Genomic DNA, 20,987 nt, shown 5'->3' on the forward strand with positions numbered 1-20,987 from the left:
AGGTAGGCCGTCACCATAGGTGACACAACAGGGGTCACCGCAATCTGCCCGGACTGGCGGATTCCGGGCGGTTTACGGGTCGGCCGTATGCGCCGCAGGCCCGGATCCGGCCCCCGGAGGGGCGAGATCCGGGCCTGCGGGGCTCGTGGGCGGGCGGCTCAGGCCCCGGCGGCGGGGCCCGCGTCGCGCAGCAGGCAGGTCAGGCGGGCGCTGCACACCCGCCGGCCCTCCTCGTCGCTGATCACGATGTCGAAGGTGGTGGTGGAGCGGCCGCGGTGCACGGGGGTGGCGACGCCGGTGACCGTGCCGGAGCGGACGCCCCGGTGGTGGGTGCAGTTCAGGTCCACGCCGACGGCGACCTTGGTGATGCCGCCGTGCATCATTGCGCCGACGGAGCCGAGGGTCTCGGCCAGGACGGCGGAGGCCCCGCCGTGCAACAGTCCGTACGGCTGGGTGTTGCCCTTGACCGGCATGGTGCCGACGACCCGCTCGGCCGAGGCCTCGAGGATGCGGATGTCCATCCGCTCGCCGAGGTCGCCCGCCGAGAACAGCGCGGGCAGGTCGATGCCCAGGGCCGAGTACTCGTCGAGGACCTCCTGCGGGAACTTCACAGCGTGCTGCTCACCCATGGGCGGGCTCCGTTCGTCAACGATCGTTAACCATCTTGTCCTGAGGTCGTTCTATCAGGCCGGTTCGAAGCGCACGACGACGGACTTGCTCGCAGGGGTGTTGCTGGTGTCCGCGGTGGAGTCGAGCGGGACCAGCACGTTGGTCTCGGGGTAGTACGCGGCCGCGCAGCCGCGGGCGGTCGGGTAGTGCACGACGCGGAAGCCGGGCGCGCGCCGCTCGACGCCGTCCTTCCATTCGCTGACCAGGTCGGTGTACGAGCCGTCCGCGAGCCCGAGCTCCGCCGCGTCCTCGGGGTTGACCAGGACGACGCGGCGCCCGCCGGTGATCCCGCGGTAGCGGTCGTCGAGGCCGTAGATGGTGGTGTTGTACTGGTCGTGGCTGCGCAGGGTCTGCAGGAGCAGCCGGCCCTCGGGGATCTTCGGGTACTCGACGGGCGCGGCGGTGAAGTTGGCCTTGCCGGTCTGGGTGGGGAAGCGGCGCTCGTCGCGCGGGGCGTGCGGGAGCCGGAAGCCCTCGGGGCGGGCCGCGCGGGCGTTGAAGTCCTCGAAGCCGGGGATCACGCGGGAGATCCGGTCGCGGATGGCCGCGTAGTCGCGCTCGAAGTCCTCCCACGGGGTGGCGGAGGCGGCGCCGAGGACGGCGCGGGCCATGCGGGCGACGATCGCGGGCTCGGAGAGCAGGTGCGGGGAGGCGGGGGTGAGGTTGCCGCGGGAGGCGTGGACCATGCCCATGGAGTCCTCGACGGTGACGAACTGCTTGCCGCCGGCCTGCACGTCCTTGTCGGTGCGGCCGAGGGTGGGCAGGATCAGGGCGCGCCGGCCGGTGACCGCGTGGGAGCGGTTGAGCTTGGTGGAGACGTGGACGGTCAGGGAGGCGCGGCGGATCGCGGCCTCGGTGACGTCGGTGTCGGGGGTGGCGCCGACGAAGTTGCCGCCCATCGCGAAGAGGACCTTGGCCTTGCCGTCGCGCAGGGCCTGGATGGAGCGGACCACGTCGTAGCCGTGGCCGCGCGGCGAGACGATGCCGAATTCCTTGTCGAGGGCGTCGAGGAAGGCGGGTGCGGGGCGCTCGAAGATGCCCATGGTGCGGTCGCCCTGGACGTTGGAGTGGCCGCGGACGGGGCAGACGCCGGCGCCGGGGCGGCCGATGTTGCCGCGCAGCAGGAGGAGGTTGACGACCTCGCGGATGGTGGCGACGGCGTGCTTGTGCTGGGTGAGGCCCATGGCCCAGCAGACGATGGTGCGCTTCGAGGCCAGGATCATGGCCAGCGCCTGCTCGATCTCGGGGCGGGTCAGGCCGGTGGCGGTGAGGGTCTCGGCCCAGTCGGCCTCCGCGGCCGCGGCCGCGAGCTCCTCGTAACCGTGGGTGTGCTCGCGGATGAACGCCTCGTCGGTGGCTCCGTCCGTCTCGATGACGAGTTTGTTGAGGAGTCGGAAGAGGGCCTGGTCGCCGCCGATGCGGATCTGCAGGAAGAGGTCGTTGAGGGCGGTGCCCTTGAGCATGCCGACCGGGGTCTGCGGGTTCTTGAACCGCTCCATGCCCGCCTCGGGCAGCGGGTTCACCGAGATGATCTTCGCGCCGGAGGTCTTGGCCTTCTCCAGGGCGGAGAGCATGCGCGGGTGGTTGGTGCCCGGGTTCTGCCCGGCGACGATGATCAGGTCGGCCTGGTGGAGGTCCTCGAGGGAGACGCTGCCCTTGCCGATGCCGATGGTCTCGTTCAGTGCGGAGCCCGAGGACTCGTGGCACATGTTGGAGCAGTCGGGCAGGTTGTTGGTGCCGAACTCGCGGGCGAACAGCTGGAAGAGGAACGCGGCCTCGTTGCTGGTGCGGCCCGAGGTGTAGAAGAGGGCCTCGTCGGGGGAGCCGAGGGCCGTCAGCTCCTCGGCGATGATCTCGAAGGCCCGCTCCCACGGGACCGCCTCGTACCGGTCGCCGCCTTCGGGCAGGTACATCGGCTCGGTGATGCGGCCCTGCTGGCCCAGCCAGTACCCGGAGCGGCCGGCGAGGTCGGCCAGGGGGTGCTCCGCGAAGAAGTCCGGGGTGACCCGGCGCAGCGTGGCCTCCTCGGCGACGGCCTTGGCGCCGTTCTCGCAGAACTCGGCGGTGTGCCGCTTGTCTCCCTCGGGCCAGGCGCAACCCGGGCAGTCGAAACCGTTCTTCTGGTTGACCTTGAGCAGGGTGCGCGCGGTGCGGGCCACGCCCATCTGCTGCTGGGCGATCCGCAGGGTGTGCCCGATCGCGGGCAGGCCCGCCGCCGCGTGCTGGGGGGGCGCGACCTGCGGCGCGTCCTGTACGGGATCACCTGCGGGCGGCTTGGTGGCCATGTCGCTCCCCTTTGAGCAGTCGAGCATCGCAGCGTCGGCCGCTGCGCGTATTCGCGTAGACGTCCGATCCTGTCACGCCCTGCGGACATCGCCGACGCCGGAAATGTCAGCGGGGCCGCCTAGGATCGGGTGCGTGGCAGAGAACGCATCGAAGAAGACCGACCAGACGACCGCAGCGGACCGCCCCCGCCTGATGCTCATGGACGGGCACTCCCTGGCGTACCGGGCGTTCTTCGCGCTGCCCGCGGAGAACTTCACGACCGCGACCGGCCAGCCGACGAACGCCATCTACGGCTTCGCGTCGATGCTGGCGAACACGCTGCGCGACGAGGCGCCCACGCATTTCGCGGTGGCGTTCGACGTCTCGCGCAAGACGTGGCGCTCGACGGAGTTCCCCGAGTACAAGGCGAACCGCTCCAAGACCCCCGACGAGTTCAAGGGGCAGGTCGAGCTGATCGGCGAGCTCCTGGACGCGATGAACGTGCCGCGGTTCGCGATCGACGGCTTCGAGGCCGACGACGTGATCGCCACGCTGGCGACGCAGGCGGAGGCCCTCGGCTTCGAGGTGCTGATCGTCACCGGCGACCGGGACTCCTTCCAGCTCGTCTCCGAGCACACCACCGTGCTGTACCCGACCAAGGGCGTCTCCGAGCTGACCCGGTTCACCCCGGAGAAGGTCGAGGAGAAGTACGGGCTCACCCCGCAGCAGTACCCGGACTTCGCGGCGCTGCGCGGCGACCCGTCCGACAACCTGCCCGGCATCCCGGGCGTCGGTGAGAAGACGGCCGCGAAGTGGATCACCCAGTTCGGGTCGTTCGCGGAGCTGGTGGACCGGGTCGAGGAGGTCAAGGGCAAGGTCGGGCAGAACCTGCGCGACCACCTGGAGGCCGTGAAGCTGAACCGGGTCCTGACCGAGATGGTCAAGGACGTCGAGCTGCCCAAGGCCGCGGCCGACCTGGCGCGCCTCCCGTACGACCGCTCCGCCGTCACCGGCGTGCTGGACGTGCTGGAGATCCGCAACGCCTCGCTGCGCGAGCGGCTGCTCGCGGTGGACCCGGGCGCGGCCGAGGAGGAGGCCCCGGCTCCGGCCGCCGGCGTGGAGCTGGACGCGAGCGTGCTGGGCGCGGGCGAGCTGGCGCCGTGGCTGGCGAGCCACGCGGGCGGGCCGCTGGGCATCTCCACCGTGGACAGCTGGGCGCTGGGTCAGGGCAACGTCAGCGAGATCGCGCTGGCCGCGGCCGGCGGGGCCGCCGCCTGGTTCGAGCCGTCCGAGCTGGACGAGGCCGACGAGCAGGCCTTCGCCGCCTGGGCCGCCGACCCGGCGCGCCCCAAGGTGGTGCACAACGCCAAGGGCCTGATGCGGGTCTTCCCCGAGCACGGCTGGAGCCTGGCCGGCGTCACCATGGACACCGCGCTCGCCGCGTACCTGGTCAAGCCGGGCCGCCGCTCCTTCGCCCTGGACGTGCTGTCCAACGAATACCTGCACCGCGAGCTCCAGCCCGCCGCGGCCGACGGCCAGCTGGCCTTCGGCGCCGACGAGACCGCCGAGGCGGAGGCCCTGATGGCGCAGGCCCGCGCCGTCCTCGACCTCGGCGACGCGTTCACCGGCAAGCTCGCCGAGGTCGGCGCCGCCGAGCTGCTCCACGACATGGAGCTGCCGACCTCGGAGCTGCTGGCCCGGATGGAGCGCTCCGGCATCGCCGCCGACCGCGACCACCTGGAGGCCATGGAGCAGCAGTTCGCCGGCGCCGTGCAGCAGGCCATAAAGGAGGCGCACGCGGCGGTCGGGCACGAGTTCAACCTCGGCTCGCCCAAGCAGCTCCAGGAGGTCTTCTTCGGCGAGCTGGACCTGCCGAAGACGAAGAAGACCAAGACCGGCTACACCACGGACGCGGACGCGCTGGCCTGGCTGGCCACGCAGACCGACCACGAACTGCCGGTGATCATGCTCCGCCACCGGGAGCAGGCCAAGCTGCGCGTCACCGTCGAGGGCCTCGTCAAGACGATCGCCGCCGACGGCAGGGTGCACACCAGCTTCAGCCAGACCGTCGCCGCGACCGGACGCCTGTCCTCCACCGACCCCAACCTGCAGAACGTGCCGGTGCGCACCGACGAGGGCCGCGCCATCCGCCGCGGCTTCGTCGTCGGCGAGGGCTTCGAATCCCTCATGACGGCCGACTACAGCCAGATCGAGCTGCGCGTCATGGCCCACCTCTCCGAGGACGAGGGCCTGATCGAGGCGTTCCTGTCCGGCGAGGACCTGCACACCACGGTCGCCTCCCAGGTGTTCGGCGTGGAGCGCTCCGGGGTCGACGCCGAGATGCGCCGCAAGATCAAGGCGATGTCCTACGGCCTGGCGTACGGGCTGTCGGCCTTCGGCCTCTCGCAGCAGCTGAACATCGAGCCCGCCGAGGCGCGCGGCCTGATGGAGACCTTCTTCGAGCGGTTCGGCGGGGTCCGGGACTACCTGGGCCGTGTGGTCGAGGAGGCCCGGGCCACCGGGTACACGGCGACGGTCTTCGGACGCCGCCGCTACCTGCCCGACCTCAACAGCGACAACCGCATGCGCCGCGAGGCCGCCGAGCGGATGGCGCTGAACGCCCCGATCCAGGGCACCGCCGCCGACATCGTCAAGGTCGCCATGCTGCGCGTGGACCGGGCGATCACCGAGGCGGGTCTGAAGTCGCGGATGCTGCTCCAGGTCCACGACGAAATCGTGCTGGAGATCGCCCCCGGCGAGCGGAAGAAGGTCGAGGAGCTGGTGCGCCGCGAGATGGCCGCCGCCGTCGAGCTCCGCGCCCCGCTGGACGTGTCCGTGGGCGTCGGCACCGACTGGGAGTCCGCCGCGCACTGAGCAGGTACGCCGGACGCCCGTCCCCGCAAGCCGCTATGCGGCGGGGACGGGCGTTCGCGCGTCGTCCTCCTCCTCCGTACGGGACGCCTCGCGCCGCTGCAGGAGCCGTACGAGGACCCCGTACAGCAACAGGCCCACGGCGAGGCCGCCGCCCGCGCCGAAGCAGACGGTGGGAATGATGTCGAGCGGGGTGCGGATCCGGTCGAAGAACGTGAAGAACCGCAGCACGCGCATCGTCACCCCGACCCCCACGCACACCGCGACCAGGGCGACCGCGCCCAGCATCTCCGCCCGCCCGAGCACCGGCACGGACGCGGGGGCGGCGCGGTCGGGCAGCCGGCGCAGCGCGGTCACCGTGAACCAGACCAAGGCGCCGGCCGCGACCGCCGAAGTCCCGTACTGCACGAACGAATAGAGGGGAAGCCCGAAGGCGAACGGCTCGCCGAGCAGGGGCAGCGCGTCCGTCCCCCACCGGTGCGGGTGAGTGAAGCTGTCCCACACGACATGCGTGAGCGAGCCGACGACCGCCGACAGGTAGAACCACAGCGCGAGCGCAGCCGGCCGGCGGCCCCGCCAGTCCTCACCCCGTACGAAGAGGTAGGTCCGGCCCTGACGGCGGCGCGGCAGGAGCGCGATCAGCGGTTCGCGCAGCAGCAGCCAGCACGCCGCGAGGACGGCCGCCAAAACGACGTCCGCGGTGAACACTCCGAGCAGCGAGTGCGCGAACTCCCCGTACGGCCAGACGCCCGAGACGACGGCGTCCGCGAAGTAGAACGTATCGGGCGCGAACGACCCGAGGACGAGCGCCGACGCGACCAGCGGCCCGCGGGCGCGGCCCGCCCGGCTGACGGCCGGCAGGACGGCGGCCGCATGGCTGAGGGTGAACGGCATGGCACCTCTTCCTTACTTCGGGCCAATGCGTCCCGAATGGGTCCGGAGCACGTGGGGAACTCGTGAAATCCGAACGACGATCCGTGCAGTATGAAGGGAGCTGACATAGGGTCACGCCGACGTCGAGGGGGAGGGGACCCGGCTCATGTCGGCTCGTAAGACGGCCCGGAAGACGACTCGGTTCGCAGGCACGCTGCGCGAGCTGCGCAAAGGAGGGGCCGCGGCCCTGATCTGCGCACTCGTGGCCGCCGCGGTGACCGCCTCCCAAGGACCGCCGGGGGAACGGATATCCGCGGCTGCCGACGACGGCGCGCAGTCGGCCGACTCCGGCGGTGACGCCGCCTACTTCACCGAACTCCCGCCCCTGCCCAGCCCCGAGCCCCCGGCAGCGCTTCCCTCGCAGGAGCCCCCGGCCGCGCAACCGGGTACGACGACCGCGGAGAGCGCGGCGCGCAACGAGCCGGTGGCCATGGGCGCCGGCGAGCAGGGGATACCGGCGACCGTCCTGGCGGCGTACCGGCTGGCGGAGAAGAAGGTGGGCGAGACCGACCCCGGATGCGGACTGCGCTGGCAGCTGCTCGCGGCCATCGGCAAGGTCGAGTCCGGGCAGGCGGGCGGCGGCCGCGTGGACGCCGCCGGCACCACGCTGCGGCCGATCCTGGGCCCCGTGCTCGACGGCAACGGCTTCGCGAACATCCGCGACACGGACGGCGGGGCGTACGACGGGGACGCCGCGTACGACCGGGCGGTCGGCCCGATGCAGTTCATCCCGTCCACGTGGGCGGCATGGGGCCAGGACGCGGACGGCGACGGCCGCCGCAACCCGAACAACGTCTACGACGCCTCCCTCGCGGCCGCCCGCTACCTCTGCGCAGGCACCCGGGACCTGCGCCTCCCCGCCGACCTGGACCGCGCGGTCCTCTCGTACAACCAGTCCGCGGAGTACCTCCACACGGTGAAGTCGTGGTTCACGTACTACCTCGAGGGAACGCACGAAATCCCGGACGGCACCGGCGCCGAGCCCCCCACCCCGAGCCCGACGCCCACCCCCACCCCGACGCCCACCCCCACCCCGAGCCCGACACCCACGCCGACACCGAGCCCGACGCCCACCCCGAGCCCGGCGCCGACACCCTCCCCCACGCCCACGCCGAGCCCGAAGCCGACCCATACGCCGACCCCCACCCCGACACCCAGCCCGACGGCGACCGTGCCCCCGTCGCCGAGGCCCGGCCCCACGCCGAGCGCCACGCCCAGCCCCACACCGAGCGCCAAGCCGAGCCCGAGCGCCAAGCCGAGCCCGAGCTCCACGCCGAGCCCGAGCGCCAAGCCAACGCCCACTGCGAGCCCGTCCCACACCCCCTGAGGGGGTCCTGGCCGAAAGGTTCTCATCTCGCCCCCGCATTGCTACGGTGCCTCCGCCCTGACAGCCTGACGCCCAATCAGATTCCGGAGGCCCGGCATGCGCGCATTCGTCGCCGCCGCCATCGGGCTGGCCGCCGCGCTGGCCCTCGTGTTCGCCGTCACGGCGTTCGGGGTGCCGGAAGGCAAGACCTCGCCCAAGCCGCTTCTCACCACCGCGCCCGCCGCGCCCGGAAAGTAAGAGGAGGCCCGGCCATGCGACGCAGAGCGAGCCTCGTCCTGCTTGCCCTGGCGGTGTTCTGCGCAGCCCTCGCACCGCTGCTGCGCTGGTACGCGTACCCCCGGCTCGCCAAGATCCCGCCGAACCAGTACCAGGAGATGGTCCTGGAGGCGAAGGACGCGACCCTCCTCGACTACACCGCCGGCATGCAGCCGAAGAAGGTCGACAAGGTCACCATCGTCCAGACCCTCAAGGGCAACGTCGAGGCGTCGAAGGAGATCGAGGCGAGCGCCGGCAAGGACGTCGTCGTCTGGGACACGCTGTCGTACATCATGGGCCCGGACGGGAAGATGGTCTCCCAGATCCCCGAGCGCTACATCTTCGACGCCCACACCCAGGACCCGGTGCACGCCACCGGCGAGGCGGTGGACGGGGACCCGGTCAGGCGCGAGGGCATCGAGTTCAAGTGGCCGTTCTTCACCGAGCCGCGCGACTACCTCTACTTCGACGCGCAGACCCGCACCGCCTCGCCCATCCACTACGTCGGCCCGCGCACGTACCGCGGGATGAACGTCTACTACTACGAGCAGACCGTCCCCTGGACGAAGGTCTCGCTCCCGAAGAAGATGCCGATCGAGGGCATCGACCCGGCGACGTTCGAGCAGAGCACCGGAACCAGCCTCTGGTACCAGGTCAAGGCGATGTTCTGGGTCGACCCGGTCACCGGGGCGCCCGTCAACGCCGAGCAGATCATCGAGCAGGAGATGCGCGGCGGCATCGCGGCCGGCGCACCAGACGGCAGGCTCACCGTCTTCGCCGGGCACGTGAAGATGCGCGAGGACTACGCCGACTACACCGTCGACCTGGTCGAGTCCAACCGTACGAAGGTCCTCGCGCTGCACACGTACGCCCCGATCGGCCTCGCGGCCGGCGCCCTCGTACTGCTCGGGCTCGCGCTGTGGCTGGAGGCCCGCGGCCGCCGCGGCGAGAGGGAGGACGGGGAGGGGCTCGCCACGAGGCTCACTGCTGTCGTCTGAGCCGGGCGTTGGTGTACCGGGTCGGCTCGGCGGTGGCCGGGTCCTCCGGCCAGGGGTGCTTGGGGTAGCGCCCGCGGAGCTCGGCGCGTACGGCGCGGTAGCCGCCCTGCCAGAACGACGCCAGGTCGGCGGTCACGGCCGCAGGCCGCCCGGCCGGGGACAGCAGATGCACGAGCACGGGCACCCCGGCCACCTTCGGGGTCTCGGCCAGCCCGAACATCTCCTGGAGCTTGACGGCGAGGACGGGCTGCCCGTGCCCGTGCTCGTGCTCGGCGGAGTAGTCCACCCGGATGCGGGAGCCGCTGGGCACCTCGATCCGCTCCGGGGCCAGCTCGTCGAGGCGGGCGGCCTCGCCGGTGGCCCAGGGCAGCAGCCGGTTCAGCGCCTGCCCGGCGTCGATCCGCCCGAGGTCGGCCCGGCGCCGGGCCCGCGACAGCTCGGGCTCGAGCCAGTCGCCCGCCCGAGCCAGCAGGGCACGGTCGTCCGACACGTCGGGCCACGCGCCGCCGAGCGTCCGGTGCAGGAAGCCGAGCCGGGCCCGGAGCGCGAGGGCGTCCGCGGACCAGCGCAGCAGGCCGAGCCCTTCGCTGCGCAGGCCGTCGAGGAGGGCCTCGCGCACGAGGTCCGGGTCGGGGTTCCGCAGCGGCCGTGCGGCCAGCTCGATGGCGCCGAGCCGTTCCACGGAACGGGCGACGAGGTCGCCGTCCTCCCAGCGCACCTCTTCGCCGGCTTGCAGCAGGTGGTCGGCCGCGGCCCGGGCGGTGTTCTCGTCGAGGACGGCGGCCAGCCGGACCCGGGCGGACGCGGAATGCGGACCCCGGTCGGCGACGGCGACGGCCACCCACCCCGCGTTCCGCAGCCGCGACCCGTCGCCGAGCTCGGCGGCGGTACCGCCGGCCATGAGGAAGGCCCCCTCGCTCCGGGCCTTGGCGACCCGCTCAGGGAAGGCCAGCGCTGCGACGAGCCCGGCGGCGGCATCGTCGGAGAGGGAGCCTTCCCCCGCCCCGCCCTTGCTCCGAGCCCCCGAAGGGGTCCGGGGCGGAGCCTCGTCCGCGGCGGAGCCGCTGATCGGCGCTGCGGGGAGGGGCGGGGTGGGGGAAGGCCCCGCGGGGTCCGGTACGGCACGGCGCAGGCGCTCGGCCTCCGTGCGCCAGCGCGCGGCGTACGCGTCGCCGCCCGCGCGGGCCCGGCGCCAGGCGGCGGCCAGGTCGTCCCCGTACTCCCGCGGCGGCTCCTCGCTCAGCAGGGCGACCAGCTCCGCCGCCCGGCGGGCCCCCAGCGCGGCGGAGCCGTCCAGCAGGGCCCGGGCCAGGCGCGGGTGCAGGCCCAGCCGGGCCATCCGCTGCCCGCGCGGGGTGACCCGGCCCGCCGGGGACTGCGCGCCCACCGCCACCAGCACCTCCCGCGCCGCGGCCATCGCCCCGGCGGGCGGCGGGTCCAGCAGCGCCAGGCCCGCCGCGTCCGGGTCGCCCCAGCAGGCGGCCTGCAGCGCGAACTGCGCCAGGTCCGCGATCCGGATCTCGGGAGAGGGGAACGCCGCCAGGCGGCCGTCCTCCGCCTCCGCCCAGCAGCGGTACACCGCGCCCGGCGCCTCGCGCCCCGCCCGGCCCGCCCGCTGGCGTCCGGCCGCGCGGGACGCCCGTACGGTCGCCAGCGCGCCCAGCCCCCGGGCATGGTCGACCCGGGGCTCGCGGGCCAGCCCGGAGTCCACGACCACCCGTACGCCCGGCACGGTCAGGCTCGACTCCGCCACGGCGGTGGAAAGGATCACCCTGCGGTGCTGTGCGACGGAGAGCGCCGCGTCCTGGACCGCCGCCGGGGCCCGGCCGTGTATCTGGAGCACCTCCGCCTCCACCCCGCCCAGCCGGCCCGCGACCCGGGCGATCTCGCCGACGCCGGGAAGGAAGCACAGGACGTCGCCGCTGCGTTCCGCGAGCGCCCGCCGCACCACCGAGGCCACGTGCGTCAGCAGCGCCGGGTCCACCCGCATCCCGTGCGGGGGCCGCACCGGCCGCGGCGGCGGGGCCCAGACCGTCTCGACCGGGTACGCGACCCCCGCGGCCTCCACCACGGGCGCGCCGCCGGGACGGCCGTGACCGAGTACGCGGGCCCAGCCGGCCGCATCGGTCGTCGCCGAAGCCGCCACCAGCCGCAGCTCCGGGCGCAGGGTTTCCCGTACGTCCAGGAGGAACGCGGCGACCGTGTCGGCGTCGAGGTGCCGCTCGTGGCACTCGTCCAGGACCACCACGTCCACGCCGGACAGCTCCTGGTCGCGCTGCAACCGCTGGAGCAGTACGCCGGTGGTCACGACCTCGACCACGGTTCCCGGCCCCACGGCCCGCTCGCCGCGCACCGTGAAGCCCACCTGGCCGCCGACCGCCCCGCCCAGCAGCCAGGCCATCCGGCGCGCCGCCGCCCGGGCGGCGATCCGCCGGGGCTCGGCGACGACGACCCGGCGCCGCGGCCCGCCGCCGACCAGCCCGGCCAGGATCAGCGGCACCAGCGTGGTTTTGCCGGTGCCGGGCGGGGCGCAGAGCACCGCCGTGCCGTGGGCGTCCAGCGCGGAGACCAATGCGGGCACGGCCCCCCGTACGGGAAGGGCGTCGAGGGCGGCCTGGCGGATCGCGGTCACGTCGGTCAGTCCCTCACACAGACGAAGATCGCGGTGCCGGGGATCAGGTTGCCGCGCAGCGGGGACCAGCTGCCCCACTCCTGGGTGTTCCAGGAGGGCCACTCCGGCTCGACCAGGTCGACCAGGCGGAACCCGCCGGCCACCACGTCGCGGACCCGGTCGCCGAGGGTGCGGTGGTGCTCCACATATACGGCGCGGCCCTGCTCGTCCTGCTCGACGTACGGGGTCCGGTCGAAGTAGGAGGCGGCGACGGAGAGCCCTTCGGGGCCGGGCTCGTCGGGGAAGGCCCAGCGGATCGGGTGGGTGACGGAGAAGACCCAGCGGCCGCCGGGGCGCAGGACGCGGTGCACCTCGCGCATGACGTTGACGGGGTCGGCGACGAAGGGGACGGCCCCGTAGGCGGAGCAGGCCAGGTCGAAGGAGCCGTCGCGGAAGGGCAGCCGGCCGGCGTCGGCCTCGACGAGGGGGACGTCGTCGCCGATGCGCAGGGCGTGCTGGAGCTGGCGGTGGGAGAGGTCCAGGGCCACCGGGCGGGCCCCCCGGGCGGCCAGCCAGCGCGAGCACTGGGCGGCGCCGGCGCCGATCTCGAGGACGTCCTTGTCTTTGAGGGACTCCGCCGGGCCGAGCAGCGCGGCCTCCGCCTCGTCCAGGCCCTCAGGCCCCCAGACGAAGCGGTCGTCCCCGAGGAACGCTCCGTGCTCGTTCTGGTACTCGTCGGCGTTGCGGTCCCACCAGCCGCGGCTCGCCCGGCTGCTCTCCGCATCGTCGGCGTCACGCCGGGTGGCCTCGGCGTCGTCGCCGGCGCCGAGATCGGCCTCGTACGCTTCTTCGGGGGCGTAGTCCTCTTGGTTCATGGGGCCTGTCGTCGTAGTCTGCGGAAAGAGTTCGAAACGAGGTGGGGAAGCGCCATCGGCGCCCGCCCGCCCACGAATTGTGCCGGTTATGCGGTGATCCGCCCGGGGTGTGCGCCTTCGCGCATTGACCCTGTCCGGCTGCCCCCGTATGCTACAAGTTGCGCTGCGAGCCTGTGCTCCTCAGACCTAGCAGGCTGCGCTTGCATCTGTTGATGACCCCTCGGTTCTCGAGGCCCGGTCCGCTTCACGGCGGAGCATGGGCTTCCTTGGCTGTCCGGCTTCTTCGGCAGATGCCGATAAGGGCTCCCGGCGTAGCAGTACCTACGACTTTCTGTCCGTAACCGGAGCCCTTACCCACATGACGAGCAGCACCGAGACCACCGCCACCACCCCGCAGGTTGCGGTCAACGACATCGGTGACGAGGAAGCATTCCTCGCCGCGATCGACGAGACGATCAAGTACTTCAACGACGGCGACATCGTCGACGGCGTCATCGTGAAGGTCGACCGGGACGAGGTCCTGCTCGACATCGGTTACAAGACCGAAGGCGTGATCCCGAGCCGTGAGCTCTCGATCAAGCACGATGTCGACCCGAACGAGGTCGTCAAGGTTGGCGACGAGATCGAGGCCCTGGTTCTCCAGAAGGAGGACAAGGAAGGCCGTCTGATCCTGTCCAAGAAGCGCGCCCAGTACGAGCGCGCCTGGGGCACGATCGAGAAGATCAAGGAAGAAGACGGCATCGTCACCGGTACCGTCATCGAGGTCGTCAAGGGTGGTCTCATCCTCGACATCGGCCTCCGCGGCTTCCTGCCGGCCTCCCTCGTCGAGATGCGTCGCGTCCGCGACCTCCAGCCCTACGTGGGCAAGGAGCTCGAGGCGAAGATCATCGAGCTGGACAAGAACCGCAACAACGTGGTCCTGTCCCGCCGCGCCTGGCTGGAGCAGACCCAGTCCGAGGTCCGCCAGACGTTCCTCACCACCCTGCAGAAGGGTCAGGTCCGCTCCGGCGTCGTTTCCTCGATCGTCAACTTCGGTGCCTTCGTGGACCTGGGTGGCGTCGACGGTCTCGTCCACGTCTCCGAGCTGTCCTGGAAGCACATCGACCACCCGTCCGAGGTTGTCGAGGTCGGCCAGGAAGTCACCGTCGAGGTCCTCGACGTCGACATGGACCGCGAGCGTGTCTCCCTGTCGCTGAAGGCGACGCAGGAGGACCCGTGGCAGCAGTTCGCCCGGACCCACCAGATCGGTCAGGTCGTCCCGGGTAAGGTCACCAAGCTGGTTCCGTTCGGTGCGTTCGTCCGCGTGGACGAGGGCATCGAGGGTCTGGTCCACATCTCCGAGCTGGCCGAGCGCCACGTGGAGATCCCGGAGCAGGTCGTCCAGGTCAACGACGAGATCTTCGTCAAGGTCATCGACATCGACCTCGAGCGTCGCCGGATCTCGCTGTCGCTGAAGCAGGCCAACGAGTCCTTCGGTGCCGACCCGGCGTCGGTCGAGTTCGACCCGACCCTGTACGGCATGGCCGCGTCTTACGACGACCAGGGCAACTACATCTACCCCGAGGGCTTCGACCCCGAGACCAACGACTGGCTCGAGGGCTACGAGACCCAGCGCGAGACCTGGGAGCGTCAGTACGCCGAGGCGCAGGTCCGCTTCGAGCAGCACCAGGCTCAGGTCATCAAGAGCCGCGAGGCCGACGAGGCCGCCGCTGCCGAGGGCGCTGCCGCCCCGGCCGCCGGTGGCAACGCCGGTGGTGCGGGCATCTCGGGTGGTTCGTACTCCTCGGAGTCGGACGAGACCTCGGGCGCCCTGGCCTCCGACGAGGCCCTGGCCGCGCTCCGCGAGAAGCTGGCCGGCGGCCAGAGCTGATCGCAGCGCATCACACCCCGGTGTGAGCTGAGCTGAGAGCAAGGCCCGTCCCCTCAGGGGGGCGGGCCTTGTTGCGTTCCCGGTTCCTGCGAAAGGGGCCAACTGGGGAATGCAGCAGCCGTCTTGGACGTTCTTCGCTGAGAAGGCGGCGAGGAGGAGTGGTGGCGGTGCTTGATCCACAGGGTTTGTACGAATGGGATGCCAAGGGCCTGGCGGTGGCGGACCTGGCGCTCGCCCAGGACTCGGCCGGGCTGGTCATGCTGTACCACTTCGAGGGGTACATCGACGCGGGCGAGGCCGGGGAGCAGATCGTCGAGCGGCTGCTCGACACCCTGCCCCACCAGGTCGTGGCCCGGTTCGACGCGGACCGTCTGATCGACTACCGCGCCCGGCGCCCGCTGCTGACGTTCCAGCGCGACCACTGGACCGAGTTCGAGGAGCCCCGGCTCGAGGTGCGCCTCGTCCAGGACGCGACGGGCGCCCCGTTCCTGCTGCTCTCCGGTCCCGAGCCGGACGTGGAGTGGGAGCGCTTCGCCGTCGCCGTCCGGCAGATCGTCGAACGCCTCGGCGTCCGGATCTCGGTCAACTTCCACGGCATCCCCATGGGTGTCCCGCACACCCGGCCCGTCGGGATCACCCCGCACGGCAACCGGACCGACCTCATGCCGGGGCACCGCAGCCCGTTCGACGAGGCGCAGGTGCCGGGCAGCGCGGAGTCCCTGGTGGAGTTCCGGCTCGGCCAGGCCGGGCACGACGTGCTGGGCGTCGCCGCGCACGTACCGCACTACATCGCGCGCTCCCCGTACCCGGACGCCGCGCTGACGGTGCTGGAGGCGATCACGGCGGCGACCGGGCTGGTCCTGCCGGCGGTGGCGCACGCGCTGCGCACCGAGGCACACCGCACCCAGACGGAGATCGACCGGCAGATCCGCGAGGGCGACGAGGAGCTGGTCGCCCTGGTCCAGGGGCTGGAGCACCAGTACGACGCGGCGGCCGGCGCCGAGACGCGCGGCAACATGATCGCCGAGCCGCAGGAGATCCCGTCGGCGGACGAGATCGGCCGCGAGTTCGAGCGGTTCCTGGCGGAGCGCGAGGGCGAGGGCTGAGGGGTCCGCTCCGGCGGGGGCACGGGGGCCCAGGGACCGGCGGCCGATTCGGCCGGGCCGGGGGGCTGTACGGGCGCCGGGGGGCGGGGTCTAGTGTGCTGGGCATGTTGAAGGTGGGATTGACGGGCGGAATCGGTGCCGGCAAGAGCGAGGTCTCGCGGCTGCTGGCGGGGTACGGGGCGGTCGTCGTGGACGCCGACCGCATCGCGCGGGAGGTCGTGGAGCCCGGTACGCCCGGGCTGGCGGCCGTCGTGGCGGCCTTCGGGGAGTCCGTGCTGAGCGCGGAGGGGGCGCTGGACCGGCCGAAGCTGGGGTCGATCGTGTTCGCCGACCCGGCGAAGCTGCAGACCCTCAACGCGATCGTGCACCCGCTGGTCGGGGCCCGGTCGGCCGAGCTGGAGGCCGCCGCAGGGCCCGACGCGATCGTGGTGCACGACGTACCGCTGCTCGCGGAGAACGGCCTGGCGCCGCTGTACGACCTCGTGGTCGTGGTGGACGCCGCTCCCGAGACCCAGCTGGCCCGGCTGACCGCGCTGCGCGGGATGGCCGAGGAGGAGGCGCGGGCCCGGATGGCCGTGCAGGCCACGCGGGAGCAGCGGCTGGCGGTGGCCACGCTCGTGATCGACAACGACGGCCCGCTGGAGGCGCTGGAGCCGCAGGTGCGCAAGGTGTGGGCGGAGCTCAAGGAGCGGGCGGCGGCGGCAGCAGCCGACACGGCCGGTGCCTGACGTGCGCATGGAATAGCGGGCGGGGCGCGGGGCGTTGAACGCGCCTGCAGAGGGAAGGAACAGACCGTGTCCGACACCACGCCGCAGCCCGTACCGTCGCAGCCGCCTCCGCCGTCCGGATCGTCGCCGGAGACGCACGTCATCGACTACCGGGCCGCCGAGCACCTGCTGGCCGCGCGGGACCCGCGGGGCGCCGTGAAGCTGCTCGACTCGGTCATAGCCGCGCACCCGGAGAACACGGCGGCCCGGCTGCTGCGCGCCCGCGCCTTCTTCGCCGCAGCCCAACTGCGTCCGGCGAGGCTGGAGTTCGAACTGGTGCTGGAGCGGGAGCCGGACAACGCCTTCGCGCACTTCGCACTGGCCCGCACCCACGAGCGCTCCGGCCGGCCCGAACAGGCCCGCAAGCACTTCCGCCTGGCGGCCGCCCTGGACCCCCGGCCGGACTACCTGGCAGCGGCCCGCTTCGAGGACTGAGCCGGTATCACCGGCTGTGGGGAGGTTCGTACGGGGGGACGTCCGGGCCGGGCTGGTAGTGCGGGCCCTGGTGGATGTGGTGGAGGACCACGGCCAGGTCCACGGCGGCGAGCACCGCGAGCACGCCGCAGGCGGCCGCCCACCCGGGACGGCCGACCAGCGAGAACGCGGCCGTCCCGGCGACGGCCCAGATCAGCCCCCACAGGCTCAGCCAGAACCGCAGCCGCAGCGGACTGCGGGCGGTCACCGGCTCGTTTCCTGAACGCATGACCATCGCCTCAGGTCCATGGTCCCACCAGTTCGGCGGTCAGGGATCGAGGCGGTTCACGGCCGTCGTGATCGTCTTCTTGAAGGCCGCGACGGGGGCGTCGCCCAGGTCGCCCATCCGACCCCACTGGACGACGGTCACGGTGGAGCCGTCGCGTCCGATGCCGAAGAGGTGCACGCCGGGCTCGGACTCCGGGATCGAGGTGTGCACCCCGTAGACGTGGGCGCCCTCCTCGACGGGGAGCACGCCGTAGTCCTTCGAGGCCGCCTTCCCGTCCGGGTGCTCCCGCAGCCAGTCGGCGGCGCAGGCGGCGACCCGGCGCTCCAGGGTGCGGGTCAGCCGGGCGGCCGCGGAGTCGGAGGAGGCCCGTACGGAGATCTGCACGGCGCCGGTGTCGAGGTCGGTCCCGAAGCTCCGATGCCAGCTGCCGGTGGCCGGAAGCACCCCGTCCAGGCAGAAGGGCGCCGCCTCGGGCAGCCCCTGGGTGACCTTGCCGGCATGCCAGGGCGAGCCGGCATGCGGCGGCAGATCGGCGGCGCCGAGGAATCCGGGAGCGGTGAGCACGAGCGCGACGGCAGCGGCGAGGCCTTGGAGCATGGTCGTTTCTCCCCGATTTCATGGGTAAGGGCCGTGTGTCATCCCTTCCCGAATCGCCCTCGTTTCAGCCCACCCGCCCTACCCGGCCCCGTCGGCGTTCGAGGCGCGGGGTCCGGGGCGGGCGCAAGCGCCGCGCAGCGGCCCCGGAGCCGGTATCTGCCCAGCTCAGCGGCATTGTCAGTGTCCGCACCTAGACTCGACGGCAGACGGGATCCGTCTGACCTGACGGCACCGAGGGCGAGGGGAGGCACACCGTGACACCGCAGCCGCAACGGCAGCAGCCGCATCCGCACGCCCCCCTCCTGCGCCACCCCGCCGTCTTCCTCCCCGCCCCGGTCCCGCGCGAGGCCCGCTTCGCCTTCTGGGCCCCCGACGGGGACGCGCTCCCGGAAGGCGTCGGGACACCGGCCCCGCTCACGGTCGTACGCCCCCACGGCCAGGGGATCCGTACCCGTACCGTCCCCTCCGTCGGCCTCTCCGTCACCGACGCCCTGCCCCTGCTCGCCCGCGCCCCCCGCGGCGCCGCCAGCCACCCCGCCACCCGCGCCTGGGGCACCGCCGCCCTCCACGCCCTCGCGCTCGTCGCCCGCGGCCGGCTGCTCCCCGGGGTCACCCCCGACGGGGTCGACGCCTGGCGGGCCGGCCCGCTCGACGCCGAGGACGTCGGGCACCTGCGGGCGGTGGCCGCCGCGCTCCCGTACGAGGGGTACGCAGTCCCGCTGCCCGGCCGCCGCCCGCTCCAGCTGCCCGATCCGCAGGCCCTGGTCCGGGCGTTCCTCGATGCCGTCGCCGACAGCCTGCCCCGCACCCCGGCGGCGCCGCTGGCCGCCGGGCGGCCGTTCGCCGCGCAGGAGCCGCAGCGGGTGCCCGGGATACAGGACTGGGCCGCGCAGGTCGCGGCGGGCGCCGATGCCGGGGTGGGGATCTCGCTGCGGCTCGACCTGTCCTCCTTCCGCCTCTTCGACGGGGCGGAGGAGGCGGAGGCGGCGGGCGGGGCGGACGCGGAGGACATCCGGCGCGCGGGCGCCGCCGTCGTCCAGGTCCACAGCCTCGCCGACCCCACCCTCGTCACCGACGCCGGGCTGCTGTGGGCCGGTGCGGCAGCCGCCGGCTTCGGTCCGCGCGCCCGGATCGACGCCGTACTGGCGCTGCGCCGGGCCGCCCGGGTCTGGCCGCCGCTGCTGCGGCTGCTGGACCAGCCGGTGCCCGATGTGCTGGCCCTCTCCGATCCGGAGCTCGAAGACCTGCTGGGCCGGGCCGCGAACCGGCTCGCGGCCGCCGGGGTCGTGGTCCACTGGCCGCGGGAGCTGGCTCGTACGCTGTCCGCGACCGCGGTCGTACGGTCCACCGCGCCGGGCTCCGCCACCGACGGCACGGCGTTCTTCGACGCCGGGCAGCTGTTCGCCTTCTCCTGGGAGCTCGCGCTGGGCGGCGACCGGCTCACCCCGGGGGAGATGGACGCACTGGCGCAGGCCCACCGGCCCGTGGTGCGGCTGCGCGACCAGTGGGTTCGGGTCGATCCCGAGCTGGTGCGCAAGGCGCGCAAACGGGAGCTGGGGCTGCTGGACCCGGTGGATGCGCTGGCGACCGTACTGACGGGGACGGCCGAGGTGGACGGGGAACCGGTCGAGGCGGTTCCGGTGGGCGCGCTGGCCGCCCTGCGGGAGCGGCTGACCGGCGAGCTGGCCCCGCTGCCGCAGCCCGTCGGGCTGAAGGCCACCCTGCGCGACTACCAGGGCCGCGGCCTGGCCTGGCTGGACCTGATGACCTCGCTCGGCCTCGGCGGCTGCCTCGCCGACGACATGGGCCTGGGCAAGACCGTCACCCTGATCGCGCTGCACCTGCACCGGGACCGCCCCGAGCCCACGCTCGTCGTCTGCCCCGCGTCGCTGCTGGGCAACTGGCAGCGGGAGATCGAGAAGTTCGCGCCCGGGGTCGCGGTGCGGCGCTTCCACGGCGGCAGCCGCAGCCTCGCCGGGCTGGCCGGGGGATTCGTGCTGACCACGTACGGGACGATGCGCGCGAGCGCGGCCCGGCTGGCCGAGCAGCCCTGGGGCATGGTCGTCGCCGACGAGGCGCAGCACGTGAAGAACCCGCATTCGGCGACGGCGAAGGCGCTGCGCACGATTCCGGCGCCCGCCCGGGTGGCGCTGACCGGCACCCCGGTGGAGAACAACCTGTCCGAGCTGTGGGCGCTGCTCGACTGGACCACGCCGGGGCTGCTGGGCCCGCTGACGGCGTTCCGGGCCCGGCACGCCCGCCCGGTGGAGCACCAGCAGGAGGAGGACGGGGGCAACGAGGCGGCGGTGGCCCGGCTGGCCGCGCTCGTACGGCCGTTCCTGCTGCGGCGCAAGAAGTCGGACCCGGGGATCGCCCCCGAGCTGCCGCCGAAGACGGAAACGGACCATCCGGTCTCCCTCACGCGCGAGCAGGCCTCGCTCTACCAGGCCGCGGTGGACGAGGCGATGGCCGTGATCGAGGAGAGCGAGGGCATCGAGCGGCGCGGCATGATCATGAAGCTGCTGGCCTCGCTCAAGCAGATCTGCAACCACCCCGCGCAGTACCTGAAGGAGGAGCAGCCCCGGATCCCGCACCGCTCGGGCAAGCTGGCCCTGCTGGACGAGCTGCTCGACACGATCCTCGCGGAGGACGGCTCGGTTCTGGTCTTCACCCAGTACGTGACGATGGCCCGGATCATCGAGCGGCATCTGGCCGCCCGGGGGATCTCCCACCAGCTCCTGCACGGCGGGACCCCCGTGCCGCGCCGCGAGGAGCTCGTGGACCGCTTCCAGTCCGGTGAAGTCCCGGTCTTCCTCCTCTCCTTGAAGGCGGCGGGCACGGGGCTGAACCTCACGCGGGCCGGCCACGTCATCCACTTCGACCGGTGGTGGAACCCGGCGGTGGAGGAGCAGGCCACCGACCGCGCCTACCGGATCGGCCAGACGCAGCCCGTCCAGGTCCACCGGATCATCGCCGAGGGCACCGTGGAGGACCGGATCGCCGAGATGCTGGAGGCGAAGCGGGCCCTGGCCGATGCCGTGCTCGGCTCGGGGGAGTCGGCGCTGACCGAGCTGACCGACCGCGAGCTGGCCGACCTCGTCTCCCTGCGGAGGCCTGCATGAGCACGGCGTGGAGGTCTG

Annotated in this window: 16 protein-coding genes; 9 read left to right on the forward strand and 7 right to left on the reverse strand. The window is 72.9% G+C overall.

What is annotated here, in order from left to right:
* Positions 1–158 precede the first annotated feature (158 nt).
* Positions 159–629, reverse strand: coding sequence for a PaaI family thioesterase (locus ACZ49B_RS28440; protein WP_468311321.1), 471 nt, complete (start codon positions 627–629; stop codon positions 159–161).
* Positions 630–683: 54 nt separating this feature from the next.
* On the reverse strand, positions 684–2,954 hold the full coding sequence (locus ACZ49B_RS28445) for an FdhF/YdeP family oxidoreductase (RefSeq protein WP_468311323.1): 2,271 nt from the start codon (positions 2,952–2,954) through the stop codon (positions 684–686).
* Positions 2,955–3,087: 133 nt separating this feature from the next.
* On the opposite strand from ACZ49B_RS28445, the gene polA reads away from it, so the two are divergent.
* A complete protein-coding gene (gene polA / locus ACZ49B_RS28450) occupies positions 3,088–5,808 on the forward strand; it encodes a DNA polymerase I (protein WP_468311325.1) in 2,721 nt (906 codons plus the stop codon).
* Between the two features lie 33 nt (positions 5,809–5,841).
* On the opposite strand, the gene ACZ49B_RS28455 is transcribed toward polA, so the two are convergent.
* On the reverse strand, positions 5,842–6,699 hold the full coding sequence (locus tag ACZ49B_RS28455; RefSeq protein ID WP_468311326.1) for a DUF4184 family protein: 858 nt from the start codon (positions 6,697–6,699) through the stop codon (positions 5,842–5,844).
* 145 nt (positions 6,700–6,844) lie between these two features.
* Between ACZ49B_RS28455 and ACZ49B_RS28460 the strand changes: the two genes are divergently transcribed.
* From ACZ49B_RS28460 to pgfA, 3 genes are all read left to right on the forward strand, one after another.
* The gene (locus ACZ49B_RS28460; RefSeq protein WP_468311327.1) at positions 6,845–8,065 is read left to right on the forward strand and encodes a lytic transglycosylase domain-containing protein; all 1,221 of its coding nucleotides are present in this window, start codon (positions 6,845–6,847) and stop codon (positions 8,063–8,065) included.
* A 96-nt stretch (positions 8,066–8,161) separates the two neighbouring features.
* Positions 8,162–8,302 (forward strand): SPW_0924 family protein, encoded by a 141-nt coding sequence (locus ACZ49B_RS28465; protein ID WP_468311329.1) that lies wholly within the window; start codon positions 8,162–8,164, stop codon positions 8,300–8,302.
* Between the two features lie 14 nt (positions 8,303–8,316).
* Positions 8,317–9,318, forward strand: a complete 1,002-nt coding sequence (gene pgfA / locus ACZ49B_RS28470) for a cell envelope lipid trafficking protein PgfA (RefSeq protein WP_468311331.1) — start codon at positions 8,317–8,319, stop codon at positions 9,316–9,318.
* Here the strand turns inward: pgfA and ACZ49B_RS28475 are convergent.
* Together ACZ49B_RS28475 and ACZ49B_RS28480 are read right to left on the reverse strand one after the other, a co-directional pair.
* Positions 9,302–11,950, reverse strand: a complete 2,649-nt coding sequence (locus tag ACZ49B_RS28475; protein WP_468311333.1) for an ATP-dependent RNA helicase — start codon at positions 11,948–11,950, stop codon at positions 9,302–9,304. The genes pgfA and ACZ49B_RS28475 overlap by 17 nt on opposite strands.
* A 5-nt stretch (positions 11,951–11,955) precedes the next feature.
* Complete coding sequence (locus tag ACZ49B_RS28480) at positions 11,956–12,804, reverse strand: class I SAM-dependent methyltransferase (RefSeq protein WP_468311335.1); 849 nt, start codon at positions 12,802–12,804, stop codon at positions 11,956–11,958.
* A 358-nt stretch (positions 12,805–13,162) separates the two neighbouring features.
* Here ACZ49B_RS28480 and rpsA point away from each other — a divergent pair, with 358 nt between their 5' ends.
* The 4 genes from rpsA (at position 13,163) to ACZ49B_RS28500 (ending at position 16,982) form a co-directional block, all read left to right on the forward strand.
* A complete protein-coding gene (gene rpsA / locus ACZ49B_RS28485) occupies positions 13,163–14,674 on the forward strand; it encodes a 30S ribosomal protein S1 (RefSeq protein ID WP_468311337.1) in 1,512 nt (503 codons plus the stop codon).
* Between the two features lie 167 nt (positions 14,675–14,841).
* A complete protein-coding gene (locus ACZ49B_RS28490; protein WP_468311339.1) occupies positions 14,842–15,780 on the forward strand; it encodes a PAC2 family protein in 939 nt (312 codons plus the stop codon).
* 104 nt (positions 15,781–15,884) lie between these two features.
* Complete coding sequence (coaE, locus tag ACZ49B_RS28495) at positions 15,885–16,508, forward strand: dephospho-CoA kinase (RefSeq protein ID WP_468311341.1); 624 nt, start codon at positions 15,885–15,887, stop codon at positions 16,506–16,508.
* A 66-nt stretch (positions 16,509–16,574) separates the two neighbouring features.
* Positions 16,575–16,982 (forward strand): tetratricopeptide repeat protein, encoded by a 408-nt coding sequence (locus ACZ49B_RS28500; protein ID WP_468311343.1) that lies wholly within the window; start codon positions 16,575–16,577, stop codon positions 16,980–16,982.
* A 7-nt stretch (positions 16,983–16,989) separates the two neighbouring features.
* Here the strand turns inward: ACZ49B_RS28500 and ACZ49B_RS28505 are convergent, their stop codons facing one another.
* Together ACZ49B_RS28505 and ACZ49B_RS28510 are read right to left on the reverse strand one after the other, a co-directional pair.
* Complete coding sequence (locus ACZ49B_RS28505) at positions 16,990–17,250, reverse strand: DUF6343 family protein (protein WP_468311345.1); 261 nt, start codon at positions 17,248–17,250, stop codon at positions 16,990–16,992.
* 39 nt (positions 17,251–17,289) lie between these two features.
* On the reverse strand, positions 17,290–17,847 hold the full coding sequence (locus tag ACZ49B_RS28510; protein ID WP_468311347.1) for a hypothetical protein: 558 nt from the start codon (positions 17,845–17,847) through the stop codon (positions 17,290–17,292).
* Between the two features lie 254 nt (positions 17,848–18,101).
* Here ACZ49B_RS28510 and ACZ49B_RS28515 point away from each other — a divergent pair, with 254 nt between their 5' ends.
* The gene (locus ACZ49B_RS28515) at positions 18,102–20,969 is read left to right on the forward strand and encodes a DEAD/DEAH box helicase (RefSeq protein WP_468311349.1); all 2,868 of its coding nucleotides are present in this window, start codon (positions 18,102–18,104) and stop codon (positions 20,967–20,969) included.
* The last annotated feature ends 18 nt before the right edge of the window (positions 20,970–20,987 follow it).

The organism is Streptomyces sp. NPDC031132, assembly GCF_055570595.1.

Bases quoted from the DNA above. Each gene is read 5' to 3' on its own strand.
- ACZ49B_RS28440 (WP_468311321.1), bottom strand. From the start codon at position 629: ATGGGTGAGCAGCACGCTGTGAAGTTCCCGCAGGAGGTCCTCGACGAG.
- ACZ49B_RS28445 (WP_468311323.1), bottom strand. From the start codon at position 2,954: ATGGCCACCAAGCCGCCCGCAGGTGATCCCGTACAGGACGCGCCGCAG.
- ACZ49B_RS28455 (WP_468311326.1), bottom strand. From the start codon at position 6,699: ATGCCGTTCACCCTCAGCCATGCGGCCGCCGTCCTGCCGGCCGTCAGC.
- ACZ49B_RS28460 (WP_468311327.1), top strand. From the start codon at position 6,845: ATGTCGGCTCGTAAGACGGCCCGGAAGACGACTCGGTTCGCAGGCACG.
- ACZ49B_RS28465 (WP_468311329.1), top strand. From the start codon at position 8,162: ATGCGCGCATTCGTCGCCGCCGCCATCGGGCTGGCCGCCGCGCTGGCC.
- pgfA (WP_468311331.1), top strand. From the start codon at position 8,317: ATGCGACGCAGAGCGAGCCTCGTCCTGCTTGCCCTGGCGGTGTTCTGC.
- ACZ49B_RS28480 (WP_468311335.1), bottom strand. From the start codon at position 12,804: ATGAACCAAGAGGACTACGCCCCCGAAGAAGCGTACGAGGCCGATCTC.
- rpsA (WP_468311337.1), top strand. From the start codon at position 13,163: ATGACGAGCAGCACCGAGACCACCGCCACCACCCCGCAGGTTGCGGTC.
- coaE (WP_468311341.1), top strand. From the start codon at position 15,885: ATGTTGAAGGTGGGATTGACGGGCGGAATCGGTGCCGGCAAGAGCGAG.
- ACZ49B_RS28505 (WP_468311345.1), bottom strand. From the start codon at position 17,250: ATGCGTTCAGGAAACGAGCCGGTGACCGCCCGCAGTCCGCTGCGGCTG.
- ACZ49B_RS28510 (WP_468311347.1), bottom strand. From the start codon at position 17,847: ATGCTCCAAGGCCTCGCCGCTGCCGTCGCGCTCGTGCTCACCGCTCCC.